We start from the raw sequence: 23601 nt of genomic DNA on the forward strand, positions 1-23601 counted from the left end.
TGCCGATCTCTCAGTACCGGCGCATGCCCTGCCGCACAGCCGAAGTGCAGCCGCACGCGAAGCAGTAGCGCAAGGCTGCGACCAGAGTGAGACGGTTTTGCCGCGCTGCAAAGAGGGGACAGCGCAGGATCGTTGCTCGGCCGGTTCAGCCCGCGCGCCGGAAGCCCGCGCTCGCAACCAGCAATTGCTGTGCATAGGCCGTCTGCGGCTGGCGCGCGGCAAGCGTCTCGACGGTCATTTCCTCGACGGCGCGGCCGAACTGCATGACGAGCAGCCGCTCGCACATGTGGCCGACGACGGCGAGGTCGTGGCTGACGAGGATATAGGTCAGCTTCCGCTCCTGCCTGAGCGCCGCGAGCAGGTTCAGCACCTCGGCCTGGATCGAGACGTCGAGCGCCGAGGTCGGCTCGTCGAGCAGCAGGATCGAGGGTTCGAGCACCAGAGCGCGGGCAATGGCGACGCGCTGGCGCTGGCCGCCCGAGAGCTGATGCGGATAGCGGAAGCGGAAGGAGGCCGGCAGGCCGACATCGGAAAGAACTTTGCCGACGCGGGTCTCGGCGTCGCGGATGCCGTGGATGGCGAGCGGCTCGGCCAGCGTGTCGTCCACGGTCTTCTTCGGATGCAGCGAGCCGTAAGGATCCTGAAAGACCATCTGGACATTGCGGTAGAACGCCTTGTCACGGACCTTCGGCTGCGTCGCGCTTTCGATCCCGACCGTGCCGCTCCATTCGCGGTTGAGGCCGGAGAGCACGCGCAGCACGGTCGACTTGCCGGAACCGGACTCGCCGACGAGGCCATAGCTCTCGCCCTTGCGCACCTCGAAGGAGAGATCCTTCACGACATGGGAGTCGCCGAAGGACACGTTGAGCTTGTCAACGGAAATGGCGGAATGGATGGTCATGCCGTGACCTCTCCGTCATTCCGGGGCATCGCGCAGCGATGAGCCCGGAACCCATGAACACTGGACTGAAAGGGACAAGCGGAACGGCCGAGCCACATCCGGCTGCCACAGCGGTTATGGGTTCCGGGCTCGCTGCTTCGCAGCGCCCCGGAATGACGGTGGAGGATGTTCGTCATGCCAGCCAGGCCGGGTCGCGGTTGAGGGTGGAGAGCTTCGCCCGGGGATGGTCGAGGTCCGGCAGGCATTCGAGCAGGCCGAGCGTATAGGGATGGCGCCGGCTGCGCGCGGAGGGGTCGGCAAGCTCGGCCGCCGGCAGCGTCTCCATTACCTTGCCGCCATACATGACGATGACGCGGTCGCAGAAGGACTGCACCAGATGCAGGTCATGGCTGATGAAGATCAGCCCCATGCCACGCTCGGTGACAAGATCGTCGAGGATCTTCAGGATCTGCAGCTGGACGGTAACGTCGAGCGCCGAGGTCGGCTCGTCGGCGATCAGGATCTCGGGCTCGGCGATCAGCATCATCGCGATCATCACGCGCTGGCCCATGCCGCCCGAGACCTCGTGCGGGTAGAGATCATAGACGCGCGCCGGCTCACGGATCTGCACCGCTTCCAGCATGGCGAGGCTGCGCTCGCGCGCCTCGCGGGCGCCGGCCTTGCGGTGGATGCGGTAGGCCTCCGCGATCTGGCTGCCGACGGTCTGGACCGGGTTCAGCGAGAACTTCGGATCCTGCATCACCATCGAGATGTGGCGGCCGCGCAGCTTGCGCCGCGCACCCTTGTCCATCGTCATCAGGTTCTGGCCGCGGAAGCGCATGCCATCGGCGCTGACAACGCCGGGATGCGGGATCAGGTCGAGGATGGCCCGGCCGGTCATCGACTTGCCCGAGCCGGACTCACCGACGATGCCCAGGCGCTCCCGCCCCAGCGCGAAGGACAGGCCGCGCACAGCCCGCACGATGCCGGTCGGCGTGTGGAAATCGACCTTGAGATTATCGACCTCGAGAAGAGGCTGTTCGGCTTTGTTCGCAAAGGCCTGCATCGCCTCACCTCGCATCCATGACGTCGCGCAAGCCATCGCCGAGCAGGTTGAAGCCGAGCGCGACGACGCAGATCGCAATGCCGGGGAAGGTCGCGACCCACCACTGGTCGAAGATCTGCTCGCGGCCGGCCGAGATCATCGCGCCCCATTCCGGCATCGGCGGTTGCGCGCCGAGGCCGAGGAAGCCAAGGCCGGCGGCGGTCAGGATGATGCCGGCCATGTCGAAGGTGGTGCGCACGATCAGCGAAGGCATGCACATCGGCACGACATGCTTCCAGATGATGCGGGCACGCGAGGCGCCCTGCAGACGCATCGCTTCGATGTAATCCTGGTTGCGGATCACCATGGTCTCGGCGCGGGCGACGCGGGCATAGGGCGGCCAGGTCGTGATCGCGATGGCGATGATGGCGTTGACGATGCCCGGCCCGAGCGCGGCGACGAAGGCGAGCGCCAGCACGAGGCGCGGAAAGGCGAGAAAGACGTCGGTGATGCGCATCAAGAGCCGGTCGACCCAGCCGCCGAAATAACCCGACACCGCGCCGATCAGGAGGCCGAAAGGACCGACGGTGACCACGACCAGCAGTACGATGACCAGCGTGATGCGCGTGCCGTAGACGATGCGGCTGAAGATGTCGCGCCCGAGCGCGTCGGTGCCGAACCAGTTGGTGGAAGACGGCGGCAGGAGCCGCTTGTCGAGCGCCTGGGCGAGCGGATCGAAAGGCGCGACCAGCGGCGCGAAGGCGGCGACCAGCAGCAGCAGGACGATGATGGCGAGACCTGCCACCGCCATTGGGTTGCGCTTGAAGGCGAGCCACTGCCGGTAGAGCTGGCCGAGGCGGGCCTGGCGGCGCGATTCCGGAGAATCGCTGATCAGCCAGGCATACAGGCCGGCGGAGGAGGTGTTGCTCATGTCCGCCTCCTCAGCGCACGCGCGGATCGGCCAGCCGGCCGATGATGTCGGTCAGCAGATTGACCGCGATGAAGACGACGCCCACCACCAGCGTGCCGCCGAGCACCGCATTCATGTCGGCGTTGAGAAGCGCGTTGGTGAGGTAGCGGCCGAGGCCCGGCCAGGCGAAGATCGTCTCGGTCAGCACCGAGCCTTCGAGCAGGTGCATGTAGGAGAGCGCGATCACGGTGAAAAGCGGCACCGCGGCGTTGCGCAGGGCGTGGCGCCAGATCACGGCGGTTTCCGAAACGCCCTTCACGCGGGCGGCGATGACGTATTGCTGCTGCAGCTCGCTGATCATGAAGCTGCGCGTCATCCGGCTGATATAGGCGACGGAGAGCAGGCCGAGGACGAGCGCCGGCAGGACGAGATGCGAAAAAGCGTCCCAGAAGGCCTCCCATTCGCCTTCGAGAGCGGCGTCGAGCATGATGATGCCGGTGCGGGTGGTGACGATGTCCTGCCAGACCACGGAGATGCGGCCGGGCCCCGCGACCCAGCCGAGCTTGGCGTAGAACAGCAAGAGCGCCATCAGGCCGATCCAGAACACCGGCACGGAATAGCCGATCAGCCCGACGACGCGAGCGACCTGGTCCTGCCAGCGGCCCTGGTTGACGGCGGCGAGGATGCCGAGCGGGACACCGATCATCACACCGATCAGCGTGCCCAGCGTGGCGAGTTCGAGCGTCGCCGGGAAGACGCGCTTGATGTCCTCGGTGACGGGGTTCGAGGTCAGCACGGAGGTGCCGAGATTCCCGGTGAAGACCTTGCCGATATAGATGGCGAATTGCTGCCAGAGCGGCTTGTCGAGGCCAAGCTCGATGCGCGCCGCCTCATAGGTCTCGGGACGGGCATTGTCGCCGACGACGGCGAGCACCGGATCGATCGGGATGACGCGGGCGATGAAGAAGGTGACGAGCAGCAGGCCGAACATGGTGATGACCACGGTCGTCAGCTCGCGCGAGAGCGCGCGGCCCCAGCGACCCAGCCTCCCCGGCGATGAGCTCTTGCGCACAGGCGCCTGGACCACGGTCGTCATGCGCTGCCTCCGTTTCTAGAGTCCGCTGATCTTACGCGGAACCACGCGGTCATCCCGGGCTTGACCCGGGATCCATGCCAGAGCGCTTCCGATCGAGGTTCAGGCATGGATCCCGGCTCTCCGCTTCGCTCCGGCCGGGATGACCCGCGGTTCCGTGAAAACGCAGCGCGTTCTAAAGTATGTCATTCAGGCAACCAATCCGCGTCATTCCGGACAAGCGGCGAAGCCGCGCCGATCCGGAATCCATCGTAGAGCGCGGAGCCTTACGATGGATTCCGGGTCAAGCCCGGAATGACGGCGCGTTGGCATGGGGGAAACCCGCCACGGCTTGGATTGCCGTGGCGGGGCGCTTGAGGCAAAGGCCTCAGTTCTTGACGATGGTCGCGTAGAAGTTCGTGTCCGAGCTCGGGCCGATGACCCAGCCATTCACGTTCTTGCGCTCGGCCGAGACCTCGATCTGCTGGAACATGATGACGAAGGGCGAGATCTTCTGGTGCTCGCGCTGCAGCGTCTCGTAGGTCGCCTTGCGCTTGGCGGCGTCGGATTCCAGCACCGCGCCCTGCGTGACCTTGGTCATGTCCGGAATATCCCAGGCATTGCGCCAGGCCAGCGTCTTCGACTTCGCGTCCTCGCCATTGTCCTCGTTGATGGCGAAGGTCTCGGCATTGGTGTGCGGGTCGAGATAGTCCGGGCCCCACTGGCCGATATAGATGTCGTGGGTGCGGGCGCGGTATTTGGTCAGGGTCTGCTTGCCGTCACCCGGGATGATCTCGAGCTTGATGCCGGCCTGGGCCCAGGTTGCCTGGATCGCCTGCGCGATATCGGTGATCGGTGCGACCGAGCGGGTATCCATGGTGATGGTGAAGCCGTTGGCGAGACCAGCCTTGGCGAGCAGCTCCTTCGCCTTGGCGATGTCGAGCTTGTAGGGCTTGTCCGAGATCGCGCCGAGGAAGCCCTGCGGCAGGAAGGACTCGTGCCCCTTATAGGTGCCCTCGACGATGTTCTTCTCGATCGAAGCGTAGTCGACGAGCCACTTCAGCGCCTCGCGCACTTCGGGCTTGGCGAGATTCGGGTTCTTCTGGTTCAGGCCGAGATAGAGGATGTAACCCTTGTCGCCCTGGACGATCTTGATCGCATCGTTGCTCTTGACCGCCGCAAGCTGATCCTTGGAGAGGTTGCGGGCGATATCGGCGTCGCCTTTCTCGACGAGGAGGCGCTGGGAAGCCGGCTCCGCGACATGGCGGACGACAACGCGTTTGCTCTTCGGCGCGCCCTTGTACCAGCTCTCATTCGCGTCGAGCGTGTACTGCTCGTTCGGGCGGTAGCTGCGGACCTTGTAGGCACCGGAGCCGGCCGAATTGAGCTTCAGCCAGGCATTGCCCCAGTCGCCCTCCTTCTCATTCGCCTTGACCAGCTTTGAATCGACGATCGAGGCCACGCCCGAGGTCAGGCAGTTGTAGAAGAAGGTCGGCGCGAAGGGCTTGGAAACGGTGATCTGGACGGTGTTCTCGTCGAGCGCCTTGACCTTGTCCAATACGTTCTCGGCGACGAAGCCGAACTGGCGCAGGATGAAGCCCGGCGACTTGTTCAGCGTTACCGCGCGCTGGATGGAGTAGACCACGTCGGCAGCGGTCAGCGGATTGCCGGAGTGGAATTTGACGCCTTTGCGCAGCTTGAAGGTGTAGGTCAGGCTGTCCGGGCTGACGCTCCAGCTCTCGGCGAGATCCGGCACCAGCGCATTGTTATTGGCGATATCGACGTTGATCAGCTTGTCGTAGACGTTCGCGACAACCTCGACGCCCGAGAATTCGAAAGCCTCGGCCGGGTCGAGCGTGATGATGTCGTCGATCTGCTTGGCCATGACGACCGTGTCCTTCGGCGTCTGCGCGAAGGCCACCGTCGTCGACATCAGGGCCGTAAAGGCCGAAACCGCCATCAACTTGGCTAGGTGACGCATCGATTTCCCCATTGTTCGTGTCTCTGGGACCGTCGGTGGCCCCTTGCGCGCTATCTGCAACCAGTCCGGCTCGGCTGTCCAGCCGACGGCCGGCCAACAGCTCGCCATTGTGCACATCTCTTGGGCAAAGGCTCTCCGGCTTGCTGCGCCCCTACTCACAGGATGCCTTGCATGCGCGAGCCGGCTCGCTAACCTGACCCGGTCGGCGGTTTCCGCCTTTGCCAGCGTCCCGAGGGGAGCCGAACCTTGGCCATCATCGCCGCGCTGAACCATGTCACCCATTATTCCTATGATCGCCCGGTCACGCTCGGGCCGCAGATCATTCGGCTCAGGCCTGCGCCGCACTGCCGGGCCGCGATCAACAGCTATTCGCTGAAAGTGACGCCGGCGCAGCATTTCGTGAACTGGCAGCAGGACCCGGCGGGCAACTGGCTGGCGCGCTTCGTCTTCCCGGAGCCCGTCAGGGAATTCCGCATCGAGGTCGATGTCGTCACCGAGCTTTCAGTGATCAATCCCTTCGACTTCTTCGTCGAGACCGAGGCCGAGACCTTCCCCTTCGCCTATACGCCGGAGCAGTACGCGGAGCTCGCGCCCTATCTGCTGACGGAGCCGGCCGGGCCGCTGCTCGAAGCCTTCCTTGCGGGGCTGCCGAGGGAGCCGGTCAACACCGTCAATTTCATCGTCGATCTCAATGCGCGGCTGCAGCGGCTGATCGCCTATGGCATCCGCATGGAGCCGGGCGTGCAGGAGCCGGAGCATACGCTCCAGATCGGCTCCGGCTCCTGCCGCGATACGAGCTGGCTGCTGGTCCAGGCGCTGCGCCATCTCGGCCTCGCGGCCCGCTTCGTCTCTGGCTACCTGATCCAGATGAAGGCCGACATCGATCCGTTGGAGGGGCCGCGCGGCACCGACAAGGATTTTACCGACCTGCACGCCTGGGCCGAAGTCTATATCCCCGGCGCCGGCTGGGTCGGGCTCGACCCGACGTCAGGGCTTCTCACCGGCGAGGGCCATCTGCCGCTGGCGGCGACGGCGCATTATCGCTCGGCCGCGCCGGTCTCGGGTGTGGCGAGCTATGCCGAGACGAGTTTCGACTTCCAGATGAGCGTGACGCGGGTGCACGAGGTGCCGCGCATCACCCTGCCCTTCTCGGATGAATCCTGGCAGGCGCTCGATGTGCTCGGCGATCAGGTCGAGGCCGATCTGCAGGCGCAGGACGTGCGTCTGACCATGGGCGGCGAGCCGACCTTCGTCTCGATCGACGACCAGACCGGGGCGGAATGGAACATCGCCGCCGTCGGGCCGACCAAGCGCGAACGCGCCGACGTGCTGATCCGGCGCCTGCGCGAGCGCTTCGCACCGGGCGGAATGCTGCATTACGGGCAGGGCAAATGGTATCCCGGCGAGAGCCTGCCGCGCTGGGCCTTCGCGCTCTATTGGCGCCGGGACGGGCAGCCGATCTGGCGCAATCCCGACCTCATCGCCCGCGAGCCCGGCGCCATGACCGGCGGCGACCGCGAACTGGAAGCCGGCGCCACGGTTCACGATGCGAAAGCACTGGCGAAGGGACTTTCCGAAAAACTCGGCCTCGGCGCCGATTACGTCATCCCCGCCTATGAGGACACCGGCCACTGGCTGCTGAAAGAGGCGCAGCTTCCCGACAATGTCGACCCGCTCGATTCCCGCCTCGCCGATCCGGAGGAGCGGGCGCGGATGGCGCAGGTCTTCCAGCTGGGCTTGGGCCATCCGCGCGGCTTCGTTATCCCTGTGCAGCGCTGGCAGGCGGCAGCGAACGACCGGCGCTGGCGCTCGGAGAAGTGGCGGCTGCGACGCGGCAAGCTTTTCCTCGTGCCGGGCGATTCGCCGGTCGGCTACCGACTGCCGCTCGGCTCCCTCCCCGACATCCCGAAAGCCGAATATCCGCATATCCATCCGCAGGACCCGATGGAGCCGCGCGGGCCTTTGCCGCCCGCCGGCACGTCGCAGGTTGCCCCGGCGCCCGGTGCGGGCAGCCCACCGATGCCGGCAGCGCCGACCAGCTTCGGGGCGCCGCCGCAGATGACGGTACAGGTAGATCCGGGCGCGACGGGCACAGCCCAGCAGCGCACCGAGCAGGAGATCGGCGGCGAGCATGTGCGCACGGCGCTCAGCCTCGAGATCCGCGACAATGTGCTGTGCGTTTTCCTGCCGCCGGTCGAGCGGCTGGAGGACTATCTCGATCTCGTCGCCTCGATCGAAGCTGCCGCCGAAGAGACCGGCTTGCCCGTCCATATCGAGGGCTATGCGCCGCCCTTCGATCCGCGCCTCAACGTCATCAAGGTCACGCCCGATCCCGGCGTGATCGAGGTCAACATCCATCCGGCGACCGATTGGCGCGAGGCGGTGGCGATCACACAGGGCGTCTACGAGGAGGCGCGGCAGGCGCGGCTCTGCGCCGAAAAGTTCATGGTCGACGGGCGCCACACTGGCACGGGCGGCGGCAACCATGTCGTGCTCGGCGGTGTGACGCCGGCGGATTCGCCCTTCCTGCGCCGGCCGGACCTGTTGAAGAGCATCGTGCTCTACTGGAATCGGCACCCGTCGCTGTCCTACCTGTTCTCCGGGTTGTTCATCGGCCCGACCAGCCAGGCCCCGCGCATCGACGAAGCCCGGCACGACCAGCTCTACGAGCTGGAAATCGCCATGGCGCAGGTGCCGAAGCCCGGCGAGGCGCCGATCCCGCTCTGGCTGATCGACCGGCTGTTCCGCAACCTGCTGGTCGACGTTTCCGGCAACACGCACCGCACCGAGATCTGCATCGACAAGCTCTATTCGCCTGACGGGCCGACCGGACGGCTCGGGCTGCTGGAGTTCCGCGGCTTCGAGATGCCGCCGGATGCGCGGATGTCGCTCGCGCAGCAATTGCTGCTGAGGGCGCTGATCGCCTGGTTCTGGCGCGAGCCGCAGGAAGGCAAGCTGGTCCGCTGGGGCACCGCGCTGCATGACCGCTTCATGCTGCCTGAGCTGGTCTGGCAGGATTTCCGCGAGGTACTCGCCGATCTCCAGCGGGCCGGTTACGCCTTCGACCCCGTCTGGTTCGAGGCGCAGGCCGAGTTCCGTTTCCCCTTCTTCGGCAAGGTCGCGCATGACGGCGTCGAGATCGAGATCCGGCAGGCGCTGGAGCCCTGGCATGTCCTGGGCGAAGAAGGCGCGGCCGGCGGCACCGTGCGCTATGTCGATTCTTCCGTCGAACGTCTTCAGGTGAAGGCGAAGGGTTTTGTCCCCGGCCGACACCTGATCACCTGCAACGGCAGGCGCCTGCCGATGACGGAGACCGGCATGTCCGGAGAGGCGATCGCTGCCGTGCGCTTCAAGGCCTGGCAGCCGGCCTCCGGACTGCACCCGATCATTCCCGTCCATGCGCCGCTGACCTTCGACATCGTCGATACATGGGTCGGGCGCTCGCTCGGCGGCTGCGTCTATCATGTCGCTCATCCCGGCGGTCGCAATTACGAGACACCCCCGGTCAATTCCTACGAGGCGGAAGCAAGACGGCTCGCGCGTTTCGAGGCGATCGGTCATAGTCCGGGCGCTCTGGCGATTCCGCCGGAAGAGCGCAGTGCCGAATTTCCGCTCACGCTGGATCTGAGGCGCCAAGCTGGGGTCTGACAAGGCGAATGGCAGTGCAGAGCCGCACCCGATCGGGACGCAGCAGGGCAGACCGACGCGCTGCGCTGCTCGCCGGCTATCGGCCGCTGCCCGGCGCCTTCGACGAATTCATCGACGAGACTGGCAAGGTCAGGCCGCATTGGGAGCCGTTCCTGTCGGAATGGTGCGCGCTGACGCCGGGCGAGCTCTCGCAGCGCTTCGGCCTGGCCGACCGGCATGTCCGCGACACCGGCGTGTCCTATCGCGTCCATGGCGACATCGATGCGAACGATCCGGGCTTCGGCGAGCGCGCCTGGCCCCTGTCGCATGTGCCGCTCGTCATCCCTGAGGCGGAATGGCAGGTGATCGCGGCGGGCGTCACGCAGCGCGCCGAGATCCTGTCGACATTGCTCGACGACCTATACGGGCCGGGCGAGCTGATCGCGAAGGGGCTGCTGCCGGCTGCGGTCATCACCGGCAGCCCCGACTATCTGCGCCCGCTCCATGGCGCGCCCGGCGGCGGCGCGCTCCAGCTCTATGCTGCCGATCTCGGCCGCGGGCCGGACGGGCGCTGGTGGGTGCTACAGGACCGGACCCAGGCTCCATCCGGCACCGGCTATGCGCTGGAGAACCGGCTGGCGCTGGCACGCGCCTTCCCGGACATGTTCCGCAGCATGAACATCGAACGGCTCGCGGCCTTCTTCCAGAGCTTCCGCGCCGGGCTCGTCGCCCGTTCCAAGCGGGTCGAGCCGCGGATATGCCTGCTCACCCCCGGCCCGCTCAACGAGAGCTATTTCGAGCAGGCCTATCTCGCGCGCTATCTCGGCTTCCTGCTGGTCGAGGGTGGCGATCTGCTGATGCGCGAGGGTCGCGTCCTTGTCCGCACCATCGCCGGGCTGAAGCGCGCCGACGTGATCTGGCGGCGGATCGACGGCGACTTCGCCGACCCGCTCGAACTCAATGCCGGCTCGGCGCTCGGCGTGGCCGGGCTGGTCGAGGCTGTCAGGCAAGGCCATGTCCATGTCGCCAACGGGCTCGGCTCCGGCGTGGTCGAGGCCCGCGCGCTGATGGGCTTCATGCCGGCCTTAGCCAAGCAGCTCACTGGCGAGGAGCTGATCCTGCCGAATGTCGCGACCTGGTGGTGCGGCCAGCAGACAGAACGCGATGCGGTGCTCGATCGGCTCGGCGAGATGAGTGTGGCGCCGGCCTTCCGCAGCGCCGGCGACGGACTCGACACGGCGCCGATCGTGGCCGGCGAACTGCCGCCGGCCGAGCGGGAGGCGCTGCGCCGACGCATCGAGGCGCGCGGCATGGACTATGTCGGGCAGGAGGTGGTGCGGCTCTCAACCATGCCGGTCTTCCAGAACGGGCGCCTCGAACCGCATCCGATGACACTGCGCGTCTTCGCCGCCGCGACACCCGACGGCTGGAAGGTGATGCCCGGCGGCTTCTGCCGCATCTCCGACGAACCCGATGCACGCGCGGTCAGCCTGCGCAACGGCGTCCGCTCCAGCGATGTCTGGATCACCTCGGCGGAACCCGTCGCGCAGATCAGCCTGCTGCCGACGCCCGACCGCACCAGCATTCGGCGCGTGACCGGCACGCTGCCGAGCCGCGCTGCCGACAACCTGTTCTGGCTCGGCCGCTATCTGGAGCGCGGCGAAGCGACGTTGCGGCTGGTCCGGGCCCTGCTCAGCCGGCTGATCGATCCGGATCCGGCACCGGGATACGGCGAGACCGTCCGCCAGCTCGCGGGCACGCTCATCGCCTGGGGCGCTGCCCCCGGCGGCACCGGCCACAAGGATCCGGCGGTGCAGGCGCGCGCCGCGCTCTTCAGCTTCGACGACTACGGTTCGGCTGCCGCCTCGATCCGGGAGGCCCGGCGCACCGCTTCGGTGATCCGCGAGCGCCTCTCGGTCGATGCCTGGCGCCTGTTCAGCGACCTGCAGCGCCAGCTTCTGCCCGAGGAAGGGCGCAAGCAAAGCGAAGGCGAAACCTATGAGAGCGCCGACCGGGCGCTGAAGACGCTCGCCGCCTTCTCGGGCCTCAGCCAGGAGAACATGGTGCGCGGCGCGGGCTGGCGCTTCCTCGACATCGGCCGGCGCCTGGAGCGCGGCATCGCGACCTGCCGCTTCGCCCGGCAATTCGCCGACAGTCACGCCTCCGGCGACAGCCTCGACGCCCTGCTCGACCTGACGGATTCGCAGATCACCTACCGCTCGCGCTATTTGCTCGGCGCGAGCCTGCAGCCGGTGCTCGATCTGGTGATGCTCGACCCCTACAATCCCCGCTCGGTCGCCTTCCAGATCGAACGGCTCGATGCCGAAATCGCCGCCCTGCCCACGCTCTCCGACGACGGCATGCTAGAAGCGCCGCGCCGACTGATGCTGCGGCTTGCCGCCGATTGCCGCACGACCGAGGCGAGCCGGCTCGACCGCACCAGCATCCTGCTGTTCGAGCAATTGCTGATGGGCGTTTCCAGCGCCATCGCCGACCGCTATTTCCTGCAGAACAGCGGCCCGGAAGGCTCGCGAATGACGAGCATCGCGTGATCTACGAGCTGCGCCACGTCACTACCTATGGCTACAGCCGGCAGGTGCCGTTCTCCCGCTGCATCCTGCGGCTGCTGCCGCATGACGGCCCCGGCCAGATCGTGCGGAAGGCCGAGCTCTCGATCTCGCCGCGGCCGGCCGAGCGCGGCGACGGCATCTGCTTCTTCGGCAATCGGATGACCACGGTCACGATCGCCAAGCCGCACCGCGAGCTGAAGGTGGAGATGCGCGCCCGGATCGAGGTGAATCGGCAGGCCCCGCCCCATGCCGGCCTGACCCGCCACTGGGAGGAGGTCGCGCAGCTCGCGCTGGCGTCGAACAGCCTTGCCCCGGCTTCACCGGCGCATCACCTCTATCCGAGCCGGCTCGTTCCCCCTGTCGCGGCCGTGATCGCCTATGCGGCCGAGAGCTTCGGCGCGAAGCGACCGGTGCTCGAAGCCGCCAGCGAGCTGATGGCGCGCATCCGGCGCGACTTCGCCTATGATCCCGAGGCGACGGAGGTCACCACGCCCATCGCCGAGGCCTTCGCCCAGCGCCACGGCGTCTGCCAGGATTTCGCGCATATCATGATCGGCGGCCTGCGCGGCCTCGGCCTGCCGGCCGCCTATGTCAGCGGCTATATCCGCACCATCCCGCCGCCCGGCGAAAAGCGGCTCGAAGGCTCCGACGCCAGCCATGCCTGGGTGCTGCTCTGGTGCGGCCCGGAGACGGGCTGGATCGGCCTCGACCCGACCAACGACCTCATCGTCGCCGATGATCACATCGTCACCGCCTTCGGCCGCGACTATGCCGATGTCTCGCCACTCGACGGCGTGGTGATCGGCCCCGGCTCGCAGAAGATCGGCGTCGCAGTGGACGTCATCCCGGTGGGTTGAGGCGACATCCCGGCAATATGGGCCGACTGCGCCGGCGCCGGATTGCTCAAGCAGCCGTGTTGGCCGGACGGGCGGATATCGCCGGCGAGCAGACATGCTCCTCGCCCCAGGCCTTCAGCGCCATGATGACGGGCCCGAGCGTCCGGCCCTTCGCCGACAGGCTGTATTCGACGCGCGGCGGCACCTCGGGATAGACGACGCGCACGATCAGGCTGTCGCTCTCCAGCTCGCGCAACTGCGTCGTCAGCATGCGCTGGGTCACGCCCGGCATGCGCCGCCTGATCTCGTTGAAGCGCAGCGTGCCCCCGAGCAGATGGTAGAGCACGATGCCCTTCCATTTGCCGCCGATGAAGCTCAACGCCGCCTCCACCGGACAGCCGGGCAGGCCAGGCGGCTCACGGAAACGCGGTGGCATGACGGTATCCTTTTCGACACTATCGGCTGAAATTGTGCGTTCTTGCGCGCTTTCGAGGTTATGCGCATCTGGCCTCCATCGCAACGCAGGAGAGCCGCCATGCGCGCCGTCGGATATCGCCAGTCCCAACCCATCACCGCCGAAGACAGCCTGATCGACCTCGACCTGCCGAAGCCGGTTGCCGGCGGGCGCGACCTGCTCGTCGCGGTCAAGGCCGTCTCGGTCAACCCGGCCGATACCAAGATGCGCCGGCGCAACCAACCGGCGGCCGGGGAAGCGGCCGTGCTCGGCTGGGATGCGGCCGGTATCGTCGAGGCCGTCGGCCCCGAGGTCACGCGCTTCAGGCCGGGCGACGCGGTGTTCTATGCCGGCGCGGTCGACCGGCTCGGCAGCAATGCGGAGTTCCACCTCGTCGACGAGCGCATCGTCGGGCCGAAGCCCGCCTCGCTCGGCTTCGCCGAGGCCGCCGCACTGCCGCTGACGGCCATCACCGCCTGGGAAATGCTGTTCGACCGTCTGAAAATTCGCGAAACCGTGCCCGGAGCCGCGCCCGCGCTGCTGATCATTGGCGGTGCCGGCGGCGTCGGCTCGATCGCGATCCAGCTCGCTCGCCGGCTGACGGACGTCACCATCGTCGCGACCGCCTCCCGCCCCGAAACGCAGGCCTGGGTCAGGGACCTCGGCGCCCACCATGTCGTCGACCACACCAGGCCCCTGCCGGAGCAGGTCACCGCGCTCGGTCTCGGCGCACCGGCCTTCGTATTCTCGACCACCCACACCGATAAGCATCTGGCCGGCATCGCCGAACTGCTGGCGCCGCAGGGCCGACTCGGCGTCATCGACAACCCACCGACGCTTGACGCCATGCCGCTGATGCGCAAGAGCCTTTCGCTGCATTGGGAGCTGATGTTCACGCGCTCCCTCTTCCAGACCGCGGATATGGACGAGCAGGGCAAGCTGCTCGCGGAGGTCTCGCGACTGGTCGATGCCGGCACGATCCGCTCGACGCTCGCCGAGCATTTCGGCGCGATCGACGCCGCCAATCTTAAGCGGGCGCATGCCCTGATCGAGAGCGGCCGCGCCAAGGGCAAGATCGTGCTGGAAGGTTTCTGACGGCGCGCCGGCTAGAGCTGATTTCGATCCGTTTGAACCACCCGAGCCGTCATTGCGAGGAGCGAAGCGACGAAGCAATCCAGGGGCCACTGAGCTCTACGTCCCCCTGGATTGCTTCGCTGCGCTCGCAATGACGGTGCAGTTTGATCGAAAACTGCTCTAGTGGGTCAGCACGCGGCAGGCCTGGGCGCAGGAGCGGCAGACGGCAACGCAGTCTTCCATGCCACCGACCCGCTCACAATCCGCGGCGCAGGCATCGCAGACCTCGGCGCATTCCGAGCACAGATGCTTGCCGTGTTTGGAGTTCATCAGGAGCAGATGCGCCGTCGTGCGGCAGATTTCGGCGCAGGCTGCCATCAGGCGCAGATGGGCGGGCTCGGCATGATCTCCGCCCACCTCGAGGCAGTGGGTCATCGCCATGCCGTGGCAGGTCTTGTAGCAATACAGGGCCTGATCCACGGCAGTGGCCGTATGGGCGTCGAGATGGTGCATGTCGCAGCTCCGATCGGGATGTTTCCCGATCAACCGCTGCGACAGCGCCCTGTTCCGGCGGTCACGCCAAGGTATAGGCGGTCTTGACGGTGGTGTAGAACTCCTTGGCGTAGGCGCCCTGCTCGCGCGGGCCGTAGCTCGAGCCCTTCCGGCCGCCGAAGGGCACGTGATAATCGACGCCCGCCGTCGGCAGATTGACCATCACCATGCCGGCCTCGCTGTTGCGCTTGAAATGCGTCGCATGCTTGAGCGAGGTCGTGCAGATGCCCGAGGAGAGGCCGAACTCGGTGTCGTTGGCCACGCTGAGCGCCTCGTCATAGTCCTTGACGCGGACGATGTTGGCGACCGGGCCGAAGACCTCCTCGCGCGAGATGCGCATGGCGTTGGTGGTCTCGGTGAAGAGCGCCGGCTGCAGATAGAAGCCGGGCGTCTCGCGCTTCAAAAGCTCGCCGCCGAAGGCCAGCTTGCCGCCCTCATCCTTGGCGATCTGGATGTATTTCAGGTCCTGGTCGAGCTGGCCCTGATCGACCACCGGGCCGATATGGCTGCCGCTCTTCAGCGCATCGTCGACATTGAGCCCCTTCAGCCGCTCGATGCAGGCCTCGACGAACTTGTCGTGGATGCCGGCCTGGACGATCAGGCGCGACGAGGCGGTGCAGCGCTGGCCGGTCGAGAAGAAGGCGCCGTTGACCGCGACTTCCACCGCCGTCTTGAGGTCGGCGTCATCCAGCACGACGAGCGGGTTCTTGCCACCCATTTCGAGCTGAACCTTCTTCATCGGGCTGGAGGCGATGCAGGCGGCCGCGACCTTGCGGCCGGTCGCGACCGAGCCGGTGAAGGAGATCGCCTGCACGTCCTTGTGCTCGAGCAGCGCCTGGCCGACGACCGAGCCGCGGCCCATGACGAGATTGAGCGCGCCCTTGGGCAGGCCGGCGCGCTGGAGGATGTCGGTGAGCGCCCAGGCCGAGCCGGGCACGAGATCGGCCGGCTTGATGACAACGCAATTGCCCCAGGCGAGCGCGGGCGCGATCTTCCAGGCCGGGATCGCGATCGGGAAATTCCACGGCGTGATCATGCCGATGATGCCGAGCGGCTCGCGCGTCACCTCGACGCCGACGCCGGGGCGCACCGAGGGGATCATCTCGCCGCCCAGCCGCAGGCATTCGCCAGCGAAGAAGGCGAAGACCTGGCCGGCGCGGGTTGCCTCGCCGATGCCCTCGGGCAGGGTCTTGCCCTCCTCGCGCGAGAGCAGGCGGCCGAGCTCGTCCTTGCGGGCGAGGATCTCGTCGGAGGCCTTCTTCAGAATCTCGTAGCGCTCCTGCGGCGTGGAGCGGCTCCAGGCCGGGAAGGCGGCCTTGGCGGCGGCGACGGCATTGTTGAGGTCCTCGACCGAGCCTTGCGCGTACTCGCCGACGACATCGTTGGTGTTGGAGGGGTTGATGTTGCGCGAGGCATTGGCCCCGCCAGCCCATTCGCCGGCGATCAGGTTCTTGAAGGGCGCGTTCATCTTTCTCTCCCACGAACAGGTTCGTGGGAGGGTGTTAGCGTCTTTGGAGCGGGAAGGCCAATGCCGCTCCGTCAAGGAGGCATCCGCTGATCGCATCGCCAGCCGCACGCCGGCGGTGACCTACTTCTCCCTGATCGACAGTCCGTTCTTGCCGACCGCGATTTCGACGCCGTCCGGCTGCTTCTTTTCCTGGTAGAGCAAGTAGCCGGTCACGGCGAGGGCGGCGACCAGCACGACAATGAGAATGACCAGAAGATTGCGCGAAGCGAGCATGAAGCATCCTTGAAGAAGCGGCCGCAACCGCGGCGCCCTGGCAACGCCTGCGGCCCGCTCAAAGTTCCGCGAGCGCGGAACGTTCCACCGCCAAGAGCGTTCTCATTCGGCGCGAGCCATGAGAAGATCGCGCGAGCTGGAGCGAACGATGCACGAGACGGAACAGCAGGAGCGGATCTGGACGGCGCTCGCCGCGCATCCGGTCTACATGGTTTCGCTGCTCGCCGAGGGCCATATCAAGACACGGCCGATGTCGGGACATCTCGACCGCGACCACCACCGGCTGCTCTTCATCAGCCATCGCCATACCGGCATCATCGGAGAGGCGCTGCGCTCCCCTTCCGTCTCCATCGCGATCAGCCATGAGAACCGGAACTTCTACGTCGCCATCTCCTGCTCGGCTTCGGAAGTGCCCAGCCGGGACGAGCTGCGCGAGATCTGGACCCCCCTGGCGAGCGCCTGGTTCCCCAACGGGCCGGACGATCCCGACGCCACGCTGCTGGCGCTGACACCGATCTCGGCCGAGATCTGGGACGGCCCTTCGAGCAGCGTGCTGGTCGCTTTCAAGCTGGCGACGGCGAAGATTCTAGGCCGCACGCCCGATCTCGGCGTCAACGCCACCATCGACATGCGCTGAAAGACCGTTTGAAAATTCACTGAGCCCTCATCCTGAGGAGCCATTCCGTCAGGAATGGCGTCTCGAAGGATGCTCCATGAGGCTCAGGAGATAGCTGGAACATCCTTCGAGACGGCCCTTCGGGCCTCCTCAGGATGAGGGCCGGAGGGACTAAGCGTTGCTCTAAGCCGATTCTGCCGCCTCAGGCCGGATCAGAGGCCGCCATCCTCCGCCCGAACCAGGTTACGGCGACGCTCGACCAGGCGATGCCGAGGCACCAGCCGCCGATGACGTCGGTCGGCCAGTGGACGCCGAGATAGATGCGGCTGAGGCCGATCAACACGATCATCACCCAGGCGAGCACGATGCACAGGCGCTTGATGTCGTCCCGCCGCGAGGCAAGGCCGACGAAGCCGGCGATGCTGAGCAGGGTCAGCGCCGAAAGGAAGGCATGCCCGCTCGGAAAGCTGGCGGTGAAAGTCAGCGCCGTATGGGCGACGATGTCGGGCCGCTCGCGCCCGATCGCTATCTTCAAGCCACTGCTGACCAGCACTGCCGCGAGCAGACTGGCGACGAGGCCCACGGCAAGGTGACGATAGCCACAGAGCCAGAGCGCCAGCGTTGCCGTCGTCGCCATGAAGAACAGACCGACGAAACTGCCGAGCGCGGTCATGTCCCGCACCGCCTCCTGAAACCAGGTCGGGCCGATCGGAACGGCGGGATTGGCAGGATCGCGGAACAGCAGGACCAGCCTGGTATCGAAGGCGAAACTGTGTCCCGAGGCGATGAAGGCAGCAAGCGCCACAAAGGCCAGCGCTGCGGCAACCGGCGCGAGAACGCGCGGTTGCCACCAAGGCGCCGACGCCCGGCTCAGGGCGTGCACAGGCTCAGACATGGCCGCGTTCAACTCCAGAAGCTGGTCGGGCGAGAGGCAATGACGGTCAGGGCCTTGGGTAGCAAGCCATAGATCAATGGCCCTGCCTTGCGCTCGACCTCGCCGTCGAAGGTGATGTGCCCGCGCCGCTTGTCGCGCCGGGAAAGCGTCACGGCATTGCCCGTGAAGGAGCTCAGATTCCGGGAAGAACGCCAGAGGCCGGAAGCGACGGACAAGGCCGCCTTGCTGCGCGAATAGAGGCCACCCGCATTCAGCACATGCACCTCGAAGACGCCGCCATCGAGACGATCGCGCCGCCATTCGGCGCCGTTGAAACGATTGACGGTGACCAGCACGGCATCCGCCTCGAGGACCTGGCTTTGATTGCCGACGGCGATCTCGACGGTGATCGGGCGGGTGAACAGGATCGAGCGCGTCGCGGCGATACCGAAGGCGGCAACACGGCTGAACGGGAAGCGGCGCCGGGCATATTCGCGCTCGCGCGCCATCAGGCTGAAGAACCCCATGCCGGAGATGGAGTGGAACAGCCGGTCGTTGACGCGGCCGACATCCACCGCAACCGGCTCGCCATGGCAAAGCGCCTCGACCTGCTGTTCGAGCGGACCGAACAGGCCGAGATCACGTCCCAGCACGTTGACGGTTCCCATCGGCAGGATACCGACCGGGCGGTCGGCCTGAATCAGCACAGGCAACGCGCCGTTGATGGTGCCATCGCCGCCGGCCAGGACCGGTATCGTCCTGTCCTTCTCGATCGCCAGCGACAAGGCGCTGCCGATCTCGCGCGGCCGGACCAGCTTCACTTCCGCATGACAGCTATGGGCCTTGAAGGCAGCCTCGATGCGAGCCGCAAAAGCATCGGCACCGGCTTCCAGCACAGCCCCCGCGCGGGCGTTGACGACAACGGTGTGGCGCATCTGGAGCCCAAGATAGGTGCCCCCCGGAACGGTGCAAGGGCGGGCTCACGCCGCCGCCGGGCGCGCATCGAACTGCGCGGGCAGCGACGGGGCCAACGGCATGGGCGTGTCCGAGACTTCTTCGGTGATCACCTCGAAGCGCTGCAGAGTATGCATGCCGAAGGAACAGATCATCGCGGTATCGGTCGCGTCACGTCCGCGGGCGATGACGATGCGGCCGATGCGCGGCTCGTTGTGGCGAGCATCGAAGGTGTACCAGCGACCGCCCAGGAAAACCTCGAACCAGGCATTGAAGTCCATCGGCGCCGGATCCGGCGGCACGCCGATGTCGCCGAGATAGCCATTGCAATAGCGTGCCGGGATGTTCATGCAGCGGCACAGGGCGATGGCGAGATGCGCGAAATCACGGCAGACGCCGATCCGCTCCTCGAAGGCCTCGGCGGCCGTGCGCGTATTGCGGGCGAAATGATAGCCGAAGGTCAGGTGATTATGGACGAAATCGACGATCGCCTGGACGCGCGGCCAGCCCGGCGCGACCTGCCCGAACAGCGCCCAGGCCTGGTCGAAGAGCTTGTCGGTTTCGCAATAGCGGCTGCCGAGCAGATAAACGAGCGCCTCGTCGGGCAGACGTGAGGGAGCAACCTCGCGCGCCGCCGGATGGATACAATCGGGCTCGCCCGAATCGTGCACGACCCCCTCCGATTCAAGGCGGATGCCGCCGGGAGGCGCCACCATGCGCCGGCAGATATTGCCGAAGGCGTCGAGATGCTGCGCGACAGCGATCGGGAGCAACGGATTGGCCAACGCGCTCACCCGCATGTCGTCAGGCATCGTCAGATCATGGCGGCGCGAGGGGTGGACATCGAGCAATGTGACGAGGGGCATCTCACGCGCGCAAACCAACTCGATCCGATAGCCGTAACGGATGCGCATCTCGCTGTCTCCTGATGTGAGGGACGGGCGCCTCGCGGCTGTGCCGCGGTAGCTCACCCGAGTCTCGTGCTCCCCATCGAGCAGACGCGCGAAGGCGCCCTCCGGTTCCCCCAGCCAGAGAAAAAGTGCCGCGCCTTTCACACCTTCGCCGCCTGCGGGAGCGCGCAAGCCAGCCCCAAAAAAGAAGATGCGGGCCTTTCGGCCCGCATCCCGCCGCCACGGCGGTTCGGCTGGGGGGATAGCAACCGCCGCGACCTGCGTCTGGCAGCCGCTACATCATCCAGTAGGGCATCGTGCCGTAGTAGTCGTGGACACGCTTGCCGTAAGCCTTGTCCTCCCAGTCGGGCTCGCCCTCGCTGTCGTACATCGGCGCAGCTTCGAGCTTCTCCTTGGTCAGAGGCACGACGTAGCCGCCGCGTTGCGGATCGTAGTCGAGAACGCTCCACGGAATCGGATGGTACTTCTCGCCGAGTCCGAGGAAGCCGCCAAAAGACATGATGGCGTAGGCGACCTTGCCGGTCTGCTTGTCGAGCATCACGTCGTAGATCTCGCCGAGGTGCTCGCCCGCCGCGTTGTAGACGTCTGTTCCGGCAACGCGGGCGCCCGCAATCAAGGGATTGGCAGTGGTGATGGACGTGGTGGACGTCGCCATGTCGGTTCCTCCATATGTCAGGGGCGCGTCGCTGCAGCGCCGGAAACTCGTCTCCTCAACGTCCTGCGGAAGCCAAAGGTTCCAGCTTTTTCAGAGCCTTTTTGTGCAATCTTCCGGCATCACATTTCCGGCTCTTTCGTCATGTGAATGGAGGTTGCGCCTCGCATCGGGAACCTTCGCCGGCATGGCGGGTTTCGGACTGCGAGCGACATCGCCGTTTTGTGAAGAGGAGAACAGTCGGCATGAAGAAGTTCATGATCATCGTGGGCCTCGCAGCCGCCCTGGGCGCCTGCACCGCGCGTGAACAGAATGCAGGTACTGGCGCTCTTATCGGCGCGGGCGCGGGCGCCCTCATCGGCGGCGCAGCGACGGGCCGGGCCGGCGGTGCTTTGGCCGGTGCGGCCATCGGCGGCGCCAGCGGGGCCATCATCGGTTCCGCCGCCACGCCGGATCAGATCTGCTACGGCCGCGACGAGTGGGGCCGGCGCGTGCGCTACGCCTGCTGAGGCGAGCATCAGCGGATCTAGAACATTTCCGCGTTTCTCCGAATCGCGAAAATGCTCCAAGTTTTTGTTTTGTCGCATTTTCTTCACGCGAACCGGTATCCACTTCGCTCGAAAATGCTCTAGGGAAGGCTCGCCGATCCGGCGGGCCTTTTTCATGCGGCCTGGCTTGCCGCGTCAGACCTGCCCGTAAGGGCCGAAGCGTCCGACGAAACGGTGACGGAAACCGGGATAGAGCAGCCGCACGGCTGTGACCGGCTTCAACTGGTTCCAGGTCCGGCGCTCGACCAGCAGGCAGGGCTCACCAACCGCAACGTCGAGCAGGCCGGCTTCCTCCTCGCCAGCCCCGACAGCGCTGATCGCGTGCTCGGCCTGTGACCAGAGACTGTGCCTGAGCAACCAGTCGCCGGGCGGGGTCTGCGCGAAGTCTTCCTCAGCGAGGCCGGACACGGCAGCGGCGTGGATGACGCGTTCTTCCAGCACATGCGGCTTGCCGTCGGCGCGATGCAGCACGACGAGATGAGCCACCTTGTCCGAACGCTTCAGGCCGAAGCGCTCTGCGACTTCCGGGGCGGGCCGGCCGTCGCTGCGTGAAAGAACGTCATACGCATAGCTCTGACCGAGCTGCTCCACCTCCTCCGGGATCGAGAGGATGTCGAGCATAGCGTGGCTCGCCGGGGGGCTGGCGACGATGGTGCCCGAGCGGCGGCGGCGGATGATGAGGCCTTCGCGGGCAAGCTGTACCAGCGCGCGGTGCACCGTCATCCGCGAGGCGCGGAGCTGCTCCATCAAGGCGTGCTCCGGCGGCACACTGGTGCCCGGCGGCCATTCTCCGCTGACCACCAGATCGCGGATCGCGCGCCGGATCTGGTCATAGACCGGCCCGGCGCCATCCAGTTTCACCGCGTCGAGCCGGGTCTCCGTCATCCTGTGTCCTATGCCGCAGAGAGCAGGCGCCGCATCACGACGGCGAAGCGGGCGCGCACCGAATCGCGGGCGACATGCCGCCCATCGGCCACCACCCTCCTGCCACCGACGACGACGTCGCGCAAAGGCAGGGCGTTGGCGGCGAAGATCGCGCTGTCGACCGCCTCCGCGCCGGTCTTGCCGACGATGGCCGGGTGATCGGTGTCGAGCGTGACGAAATCGGCGCGATGGCCCACCGCGATCCTACCGATCGCCCGGCCGCAGGCTTGCGCACCACCGGCGCAGGCGGCCTGCCAGAGCGCCAGGCCGGTCGAAGCCTCCTCCTCCGCAAAAAGAGCACGGCGGCGATCGCGCAGGCGCTGCGAATATTCGAGCTGGCGCAGTTCGGCGCCGGCATCGATCTGAATGTTGGAATCGCTGCCGACCCCGAAGGCGCCGCCAGCCTCGCGATAACGGATGCCATCGAAGATGCCGTCGCCAAGGCTGGATTCGGTGATCGGGCACAGGCCCGCCACAGCGCCGCTGCGGGCGATGCCGTCACGCTCGGCGTCGCTCAGATGCGTCGCATGGATCAGGCACCAGCGCTGGTCGAGCGGGATCGTCTGCATCAGCAGCTCGACCGGCCGCTTGCCGGTGATCTTCAGGCTGGCCTCGACCTCGGGCACCTGCTCGGCGACATGGATATGGACCGGATTGTCGGGACGCAGCGACGCCACCCAGCCGAGGTCGTCGAGCGCGACCGCGCGCAGCGAGTGCGGAGCCACGCCAAGCCGCGCATCCGGCAGATTGCGGATCGCCGCCGCGCTTCCCTCCAGCAGGCGCTGATAGGCATCGCGGTCATTGACGAAGCGACGCTGGCCGTGGACCGAAGGCGCCTGCCCGAAATTGCCGAAGCGGTAGAGCACCGGCAGCAGGGTGAGGCCGAGCCCGGTTTCCTCGGCGGCGGCGGCGATCGCCTGCCCCATGGCAGCGATGTTCGCGTAAGGACGCCCGTCCTTGTCGTGGTGGAGATAATGGAACTCGGCGAGCGCAGTGAAGCCGCCCTCCAGCATCTCGACGAAGGCCTGCGCCGCGATGGCCTGCACATCCTCCGGATCGAGCCGGTCGAGGAAGCGATACATCACCTCGCGCCAGGTCCAGAAGGAATCCTCCGGCGCGCCGCGGCGCTCGGAGAGCCCCGCCATGCCGCGCTGGAAGGCGTGGCTGTGCAGGTTCGGCATGCCGGGCAAGGCGATGCTGGCGAAGCTCCGGTCACCCGCGCTCGGCAACGCATCGGTCTCGATGGCGGTGATGACGCCCTGCTCCAGCGTCAGTTTCACATTGCTGGCAAAGCCTTCGGGCAGAAGAGCCTCGGCCAGATGCAGGGTCTCGGTCACCGCTTCGCTCCATCGTTTAATTGCATATGCAAATAGCACTTGC

21 protein-coding genes are annotated in these 23601 nt (G+C 66.6%); 6 read left to right on the plus strand and 15 right to left on the minus strand.

Annotated elements, in window-relative coordinates:
• Window positions 1-145: 145 nt before the first annotated feature.
• The 5 genes from FQV39_RS12715 to FQV39_RS12735 all read right to left on the minus strand — a co-directional run bounded on the left by FQV39_RS12715 (window position 146) and on the right by FQV39_RS12735 (window position 5888).
• Window positions 146-901, minus strand: coding sequence for an ABC transporter ATP-binding protein (locus FQV39_RS12715; RefSeq protein ID WP_149130619.1), 756 nt, complete (start codon window positions 899-901; stop codon window positions 146-148).
• 172 nt (window positions 902-1073) lie between these two features.
• Window positions 1074-1946 (minus strand): ABC transporter ATP-binding protein, encoded by an 873-nt coding sequence (locus FQV39_RS12720; RefSeq protein WP_149130620.1) that lies wholly within the window; start codon window positions 1944-1946, stop codon window positions 1074-1076.
• Between the two features lie 4 nt (window positions 1947-1950).
• Complete coding sequence (gene nikC, locus FQV39_RS12725; RefSeq protein ID WP_149130621.1) at window positions 1951-2856, minus strand: nickel transporter permease; 906 nt, start codon at window positions 2854-2856, stop codon at window positions 1951-1953.
• 10 nt (window positions 2857-2866) lie between these two features.
• The gene (locus FQV39_RS12730; protein ID WP_149130622.1) at window positions 2867-3931 is read right to left on the minus strand and encodes an ABC transporter permease; all 1065 of its coding nucleotides are present in this window, start codon (window positions 3929-3931) and stop codon (window positions 2867-2869) included.
• A gap of 364 nt (window positions 3932-4295) precedes the next feature.
• The gene (locus FQV39_RS12735) at window positions 4296-5888 is read right to left on the minus strand and encodes an ABC transporter substrate-binding protein (protein WP_149130623.1); all 1593 of its coding nucleotides are present in this window, start codon (window positions 5886-5888) and stop codon (window positions 4296-4298) included.
• Between the two features lie 246 nt (window positions 5889-6134).
• Here FQV39_RS12735 and FQV39_RS12740 point away from each other — a divergent pair, with 246 nt between their 5' ends.
• The 3 genes from FQV39_RS12740 to FQV39_RS12750 are packed head-to-tail and all read left to right on the plus strand — an operon-like array spanning window position 6135 to window position 12942.
• Window positions 6135-9536: a transglutaminase family protein gene (locus tag FQV39_RS12740; RefSeq protein WP_149130624.1), complete on the plus strand. Its 3402-nt coding sequence runs from the start codon at window positions 6135-6137 to the stop codon at window positions 9534-9536.
• Window positions 9537-9544: 8 nt separating this feature from the next.
• On the plus strand, window positions 9545-12067 hold the full coding sequence (locus tag FQV39_RS12745) for a circularly permuted type 2 ATP-grasp protein (RefSeq protein WP_149130625.1): 2523 nt from the start codon (window positions 9545-9547) through the stop codon (window positions 12065-12067).
• The gene (locus tag FQV39_RS12750) at window positions 12064-12942 is read left to right on the plus strand and encodes a transglutaminase family protein (protein ID WP_149130626.1); all 879 of its coding nucleotides are present in this window, start codon (window positions 12064-12066) and stop codon (window positions 12940-12942) included. The genes FQV39_RS12745 and FQV39_RS12750 overlap by 4 nt, the downstream gene beginning before the upstream one ends.
• Before the next feature lie 46 nt (window positions 12943-12988).
• Here the strand turns inward: FQV39_RS12750 and FQV39_RS12755 are convergent, their stop codons facing one another.
• Window positions 12989-13357, minus strand: a complete 369-nt coding sequence (locus FQV39_RS12755; protein ID WP_149130627.1) for a winged helix-turn-helix transcriptional regulator — start codon at window positions 13355-13357, stop codon at window positions 12989-12991.
• 99 nt (window positions 13358-13456) lie between these two features.
• Here FQV39_RS12755 and FQV39_RS12760 point away from each other — a divergent pair, with 99 nt between their 5' ends.
• The gene (locus FQV39_RS12760) at window positions 13457-14470 is read left to right on the plus strand and encodes a zinc-binding alcohol dehydrogenase family protein (protein ID WP_149130628.1); all 1014 of its coding nucleotides are present in this window, start codon (window positions 13457-13459) and stop codon (window positions 14468-14470) included.
• A gap of 159 nt (window positions 14471-14629) precedes the next feature.
• On the opposite strand, the gene FQV39_RS12765 is transcribed toward FQV39_RS12760, so the two are convergent.
• The 3 genes from FQV39_RS12765 to FQV39_RS33145 form a co-directional block, all read right to left on the minus strand.
• Entirely contained in the window at window positions 14630-14962 is a 333-nt protein-coding gene (locus FQV39_RS12765; protein WP_149130629.1) for a four-helix bundle copper-binding protein, read from the minus strand.
• Window positions 14963-15023: 61 nt separating this feature from the next.
• Complete coding sequence (locus FQV39_RS12770) at window positions 15024-16469, minus strand: aldehyde dehydrogenase family protein (RefSeq protein WP_149130630.1); 1446 nt, start codon at window positions 16467-16469, stop codon at window positions 15024-15026.
• Between the two features lie 120 nt (window positions 16470-16589).
• Window positions 16590-16742 (minus strand): hypothetical protein, encoded by a 153-nt coding sequence (locus FQV39_RS33145; protein ID WP_187640264.1) that lies wholly within the window; start codon window positions 16740-16742, stop codon window positions 16590-16592.
• 148 nt (window positions 16743-16890) lie between these two features.
• Between FQV39_RS33145 and FQV39_RS12775 the strand changes: the two genes are divergently transcribed.
• Window positions 16891-17379, plus strand: a complete 489-nt coding sequence (locus FQV39_RS12775) for a pyridoxamine 5'-phosphate oxidase family protein (protein WP_187640265.1) — start codon at window positions 16891-16893, stop codon at window positions 17377-17379.
• A 181-nt stretch (window positions 17380-17560) separates the two neighbouring features.
• On the opposite strand, the gene FQV39_RS12780 is transcribed toward FQV39_RS12775, so the two are convergent.
• The 4 genes from FQV39_RS12780 to FQV39_RS12795 all read right to left on the minus strand — a co-directional run bounded on the left by FQV39_RS12780 (window position 17561) and on the right by FQV39_RS12795 (window position 20752).
• Window positions 17561-18253, minus strand: a complete 693-nt coding sequence (locus FQV39_RS12780) for a phosphatase PAP2 family protein (RefSeq protein ID WP_187640266.1) — start codon at window positions 18251-18253, stop codon at window positions 17561-17563.
• An 8-nt stretch (window positions 18254-18261) separates the two neighbouring features.
• A complete protein-coding gene (locus tag FQV39_RS12785; RefSeq protein ID WP_149130633.1) occupies window positions 18262-19167 on the minus strand; it encodes a diacylglycerol/lipid kinase family protein in 906 nt (301 codons plus the stop codon).
• A gap of 45 nt (window positions 19168-19212) precedes the next feature.
• Window positions 19213-20100: a transglutaminase-like domain-containing protein gene (locus tag FQV39_RS12790; RefSeq protein WP_149130634.1), complete on the minus strand. Its 888-nt coding sequence runs from the start codon at window positions 20098-20100 to the stop codon at window positions 19213-19215.
• 271 nt (window positions 20101-20371) lie between these two features.
• On the minus strand, window positions 20372-20752 hold the full coding sequence (locus tag FQV39_RS12795; RefSeq protein WP_149130635.1) for a PRC-barrel domain-containing protein: 381 nt from the start codon (window positions 20750-20752) through the stop codon (window positions 20372-20374).
• Between the two features lie 242 nt (window positions 20753-20994).
• On the opposite strand from FQV39_RS12795, the gene FQV39_RS12800 reads away from it, so the two are divergent.
• On the plus strand, window positions 20995-21258 hold the full coding sequence (locus FQV39_RS12800) for a glycine zipper domain-containing protein (protein WP_149130636.1): 264 nt from the start codon (window positions 20995-20997) through the stop codon (window positions 21256-21258).
• 174 nt (window positions 21259-21432) lie between these two features.
• On the opposite strand, the gene FQV39_RS12805 is transcribed toward FQV39_RS12800, so the two are convergent.
• Complete coding sequence (locus FQV39_RS12805; protein ID WP_149130637.1) at window positions 21433-22182, minus strand: UTRA domain-containing protein; 750 nt, start codon at window positions 22180-22182, stop codon at window positions 21433-21435.
• Window positions 22183-22190: 8 nt separating this feature from the next.
• The gene (locus tag FQV39_RS12810; RefSeq protein ID WP_248313349.1) at window positions 22191-23558 is read right to left on the minus strand and encodes a formimidoylglutamate deiminase; all 1368 of its coding nucleotides are present in this window, start codon (window positions 23556-23558) and stop codon (window positions 22191-22193) included.
• Between the last annotated feature and the right edge of the window lie 43 nt (window positions 23559-23601).

This window comes from Bosea sp. F3-2 (assembly GCF_008253865.1).
Taxonomy (GTDB): Bacteria; Pseudomonadota; Alphaproteobacteria; order Rhizobiales; family Beijerinckiaceae; genus Allobosea.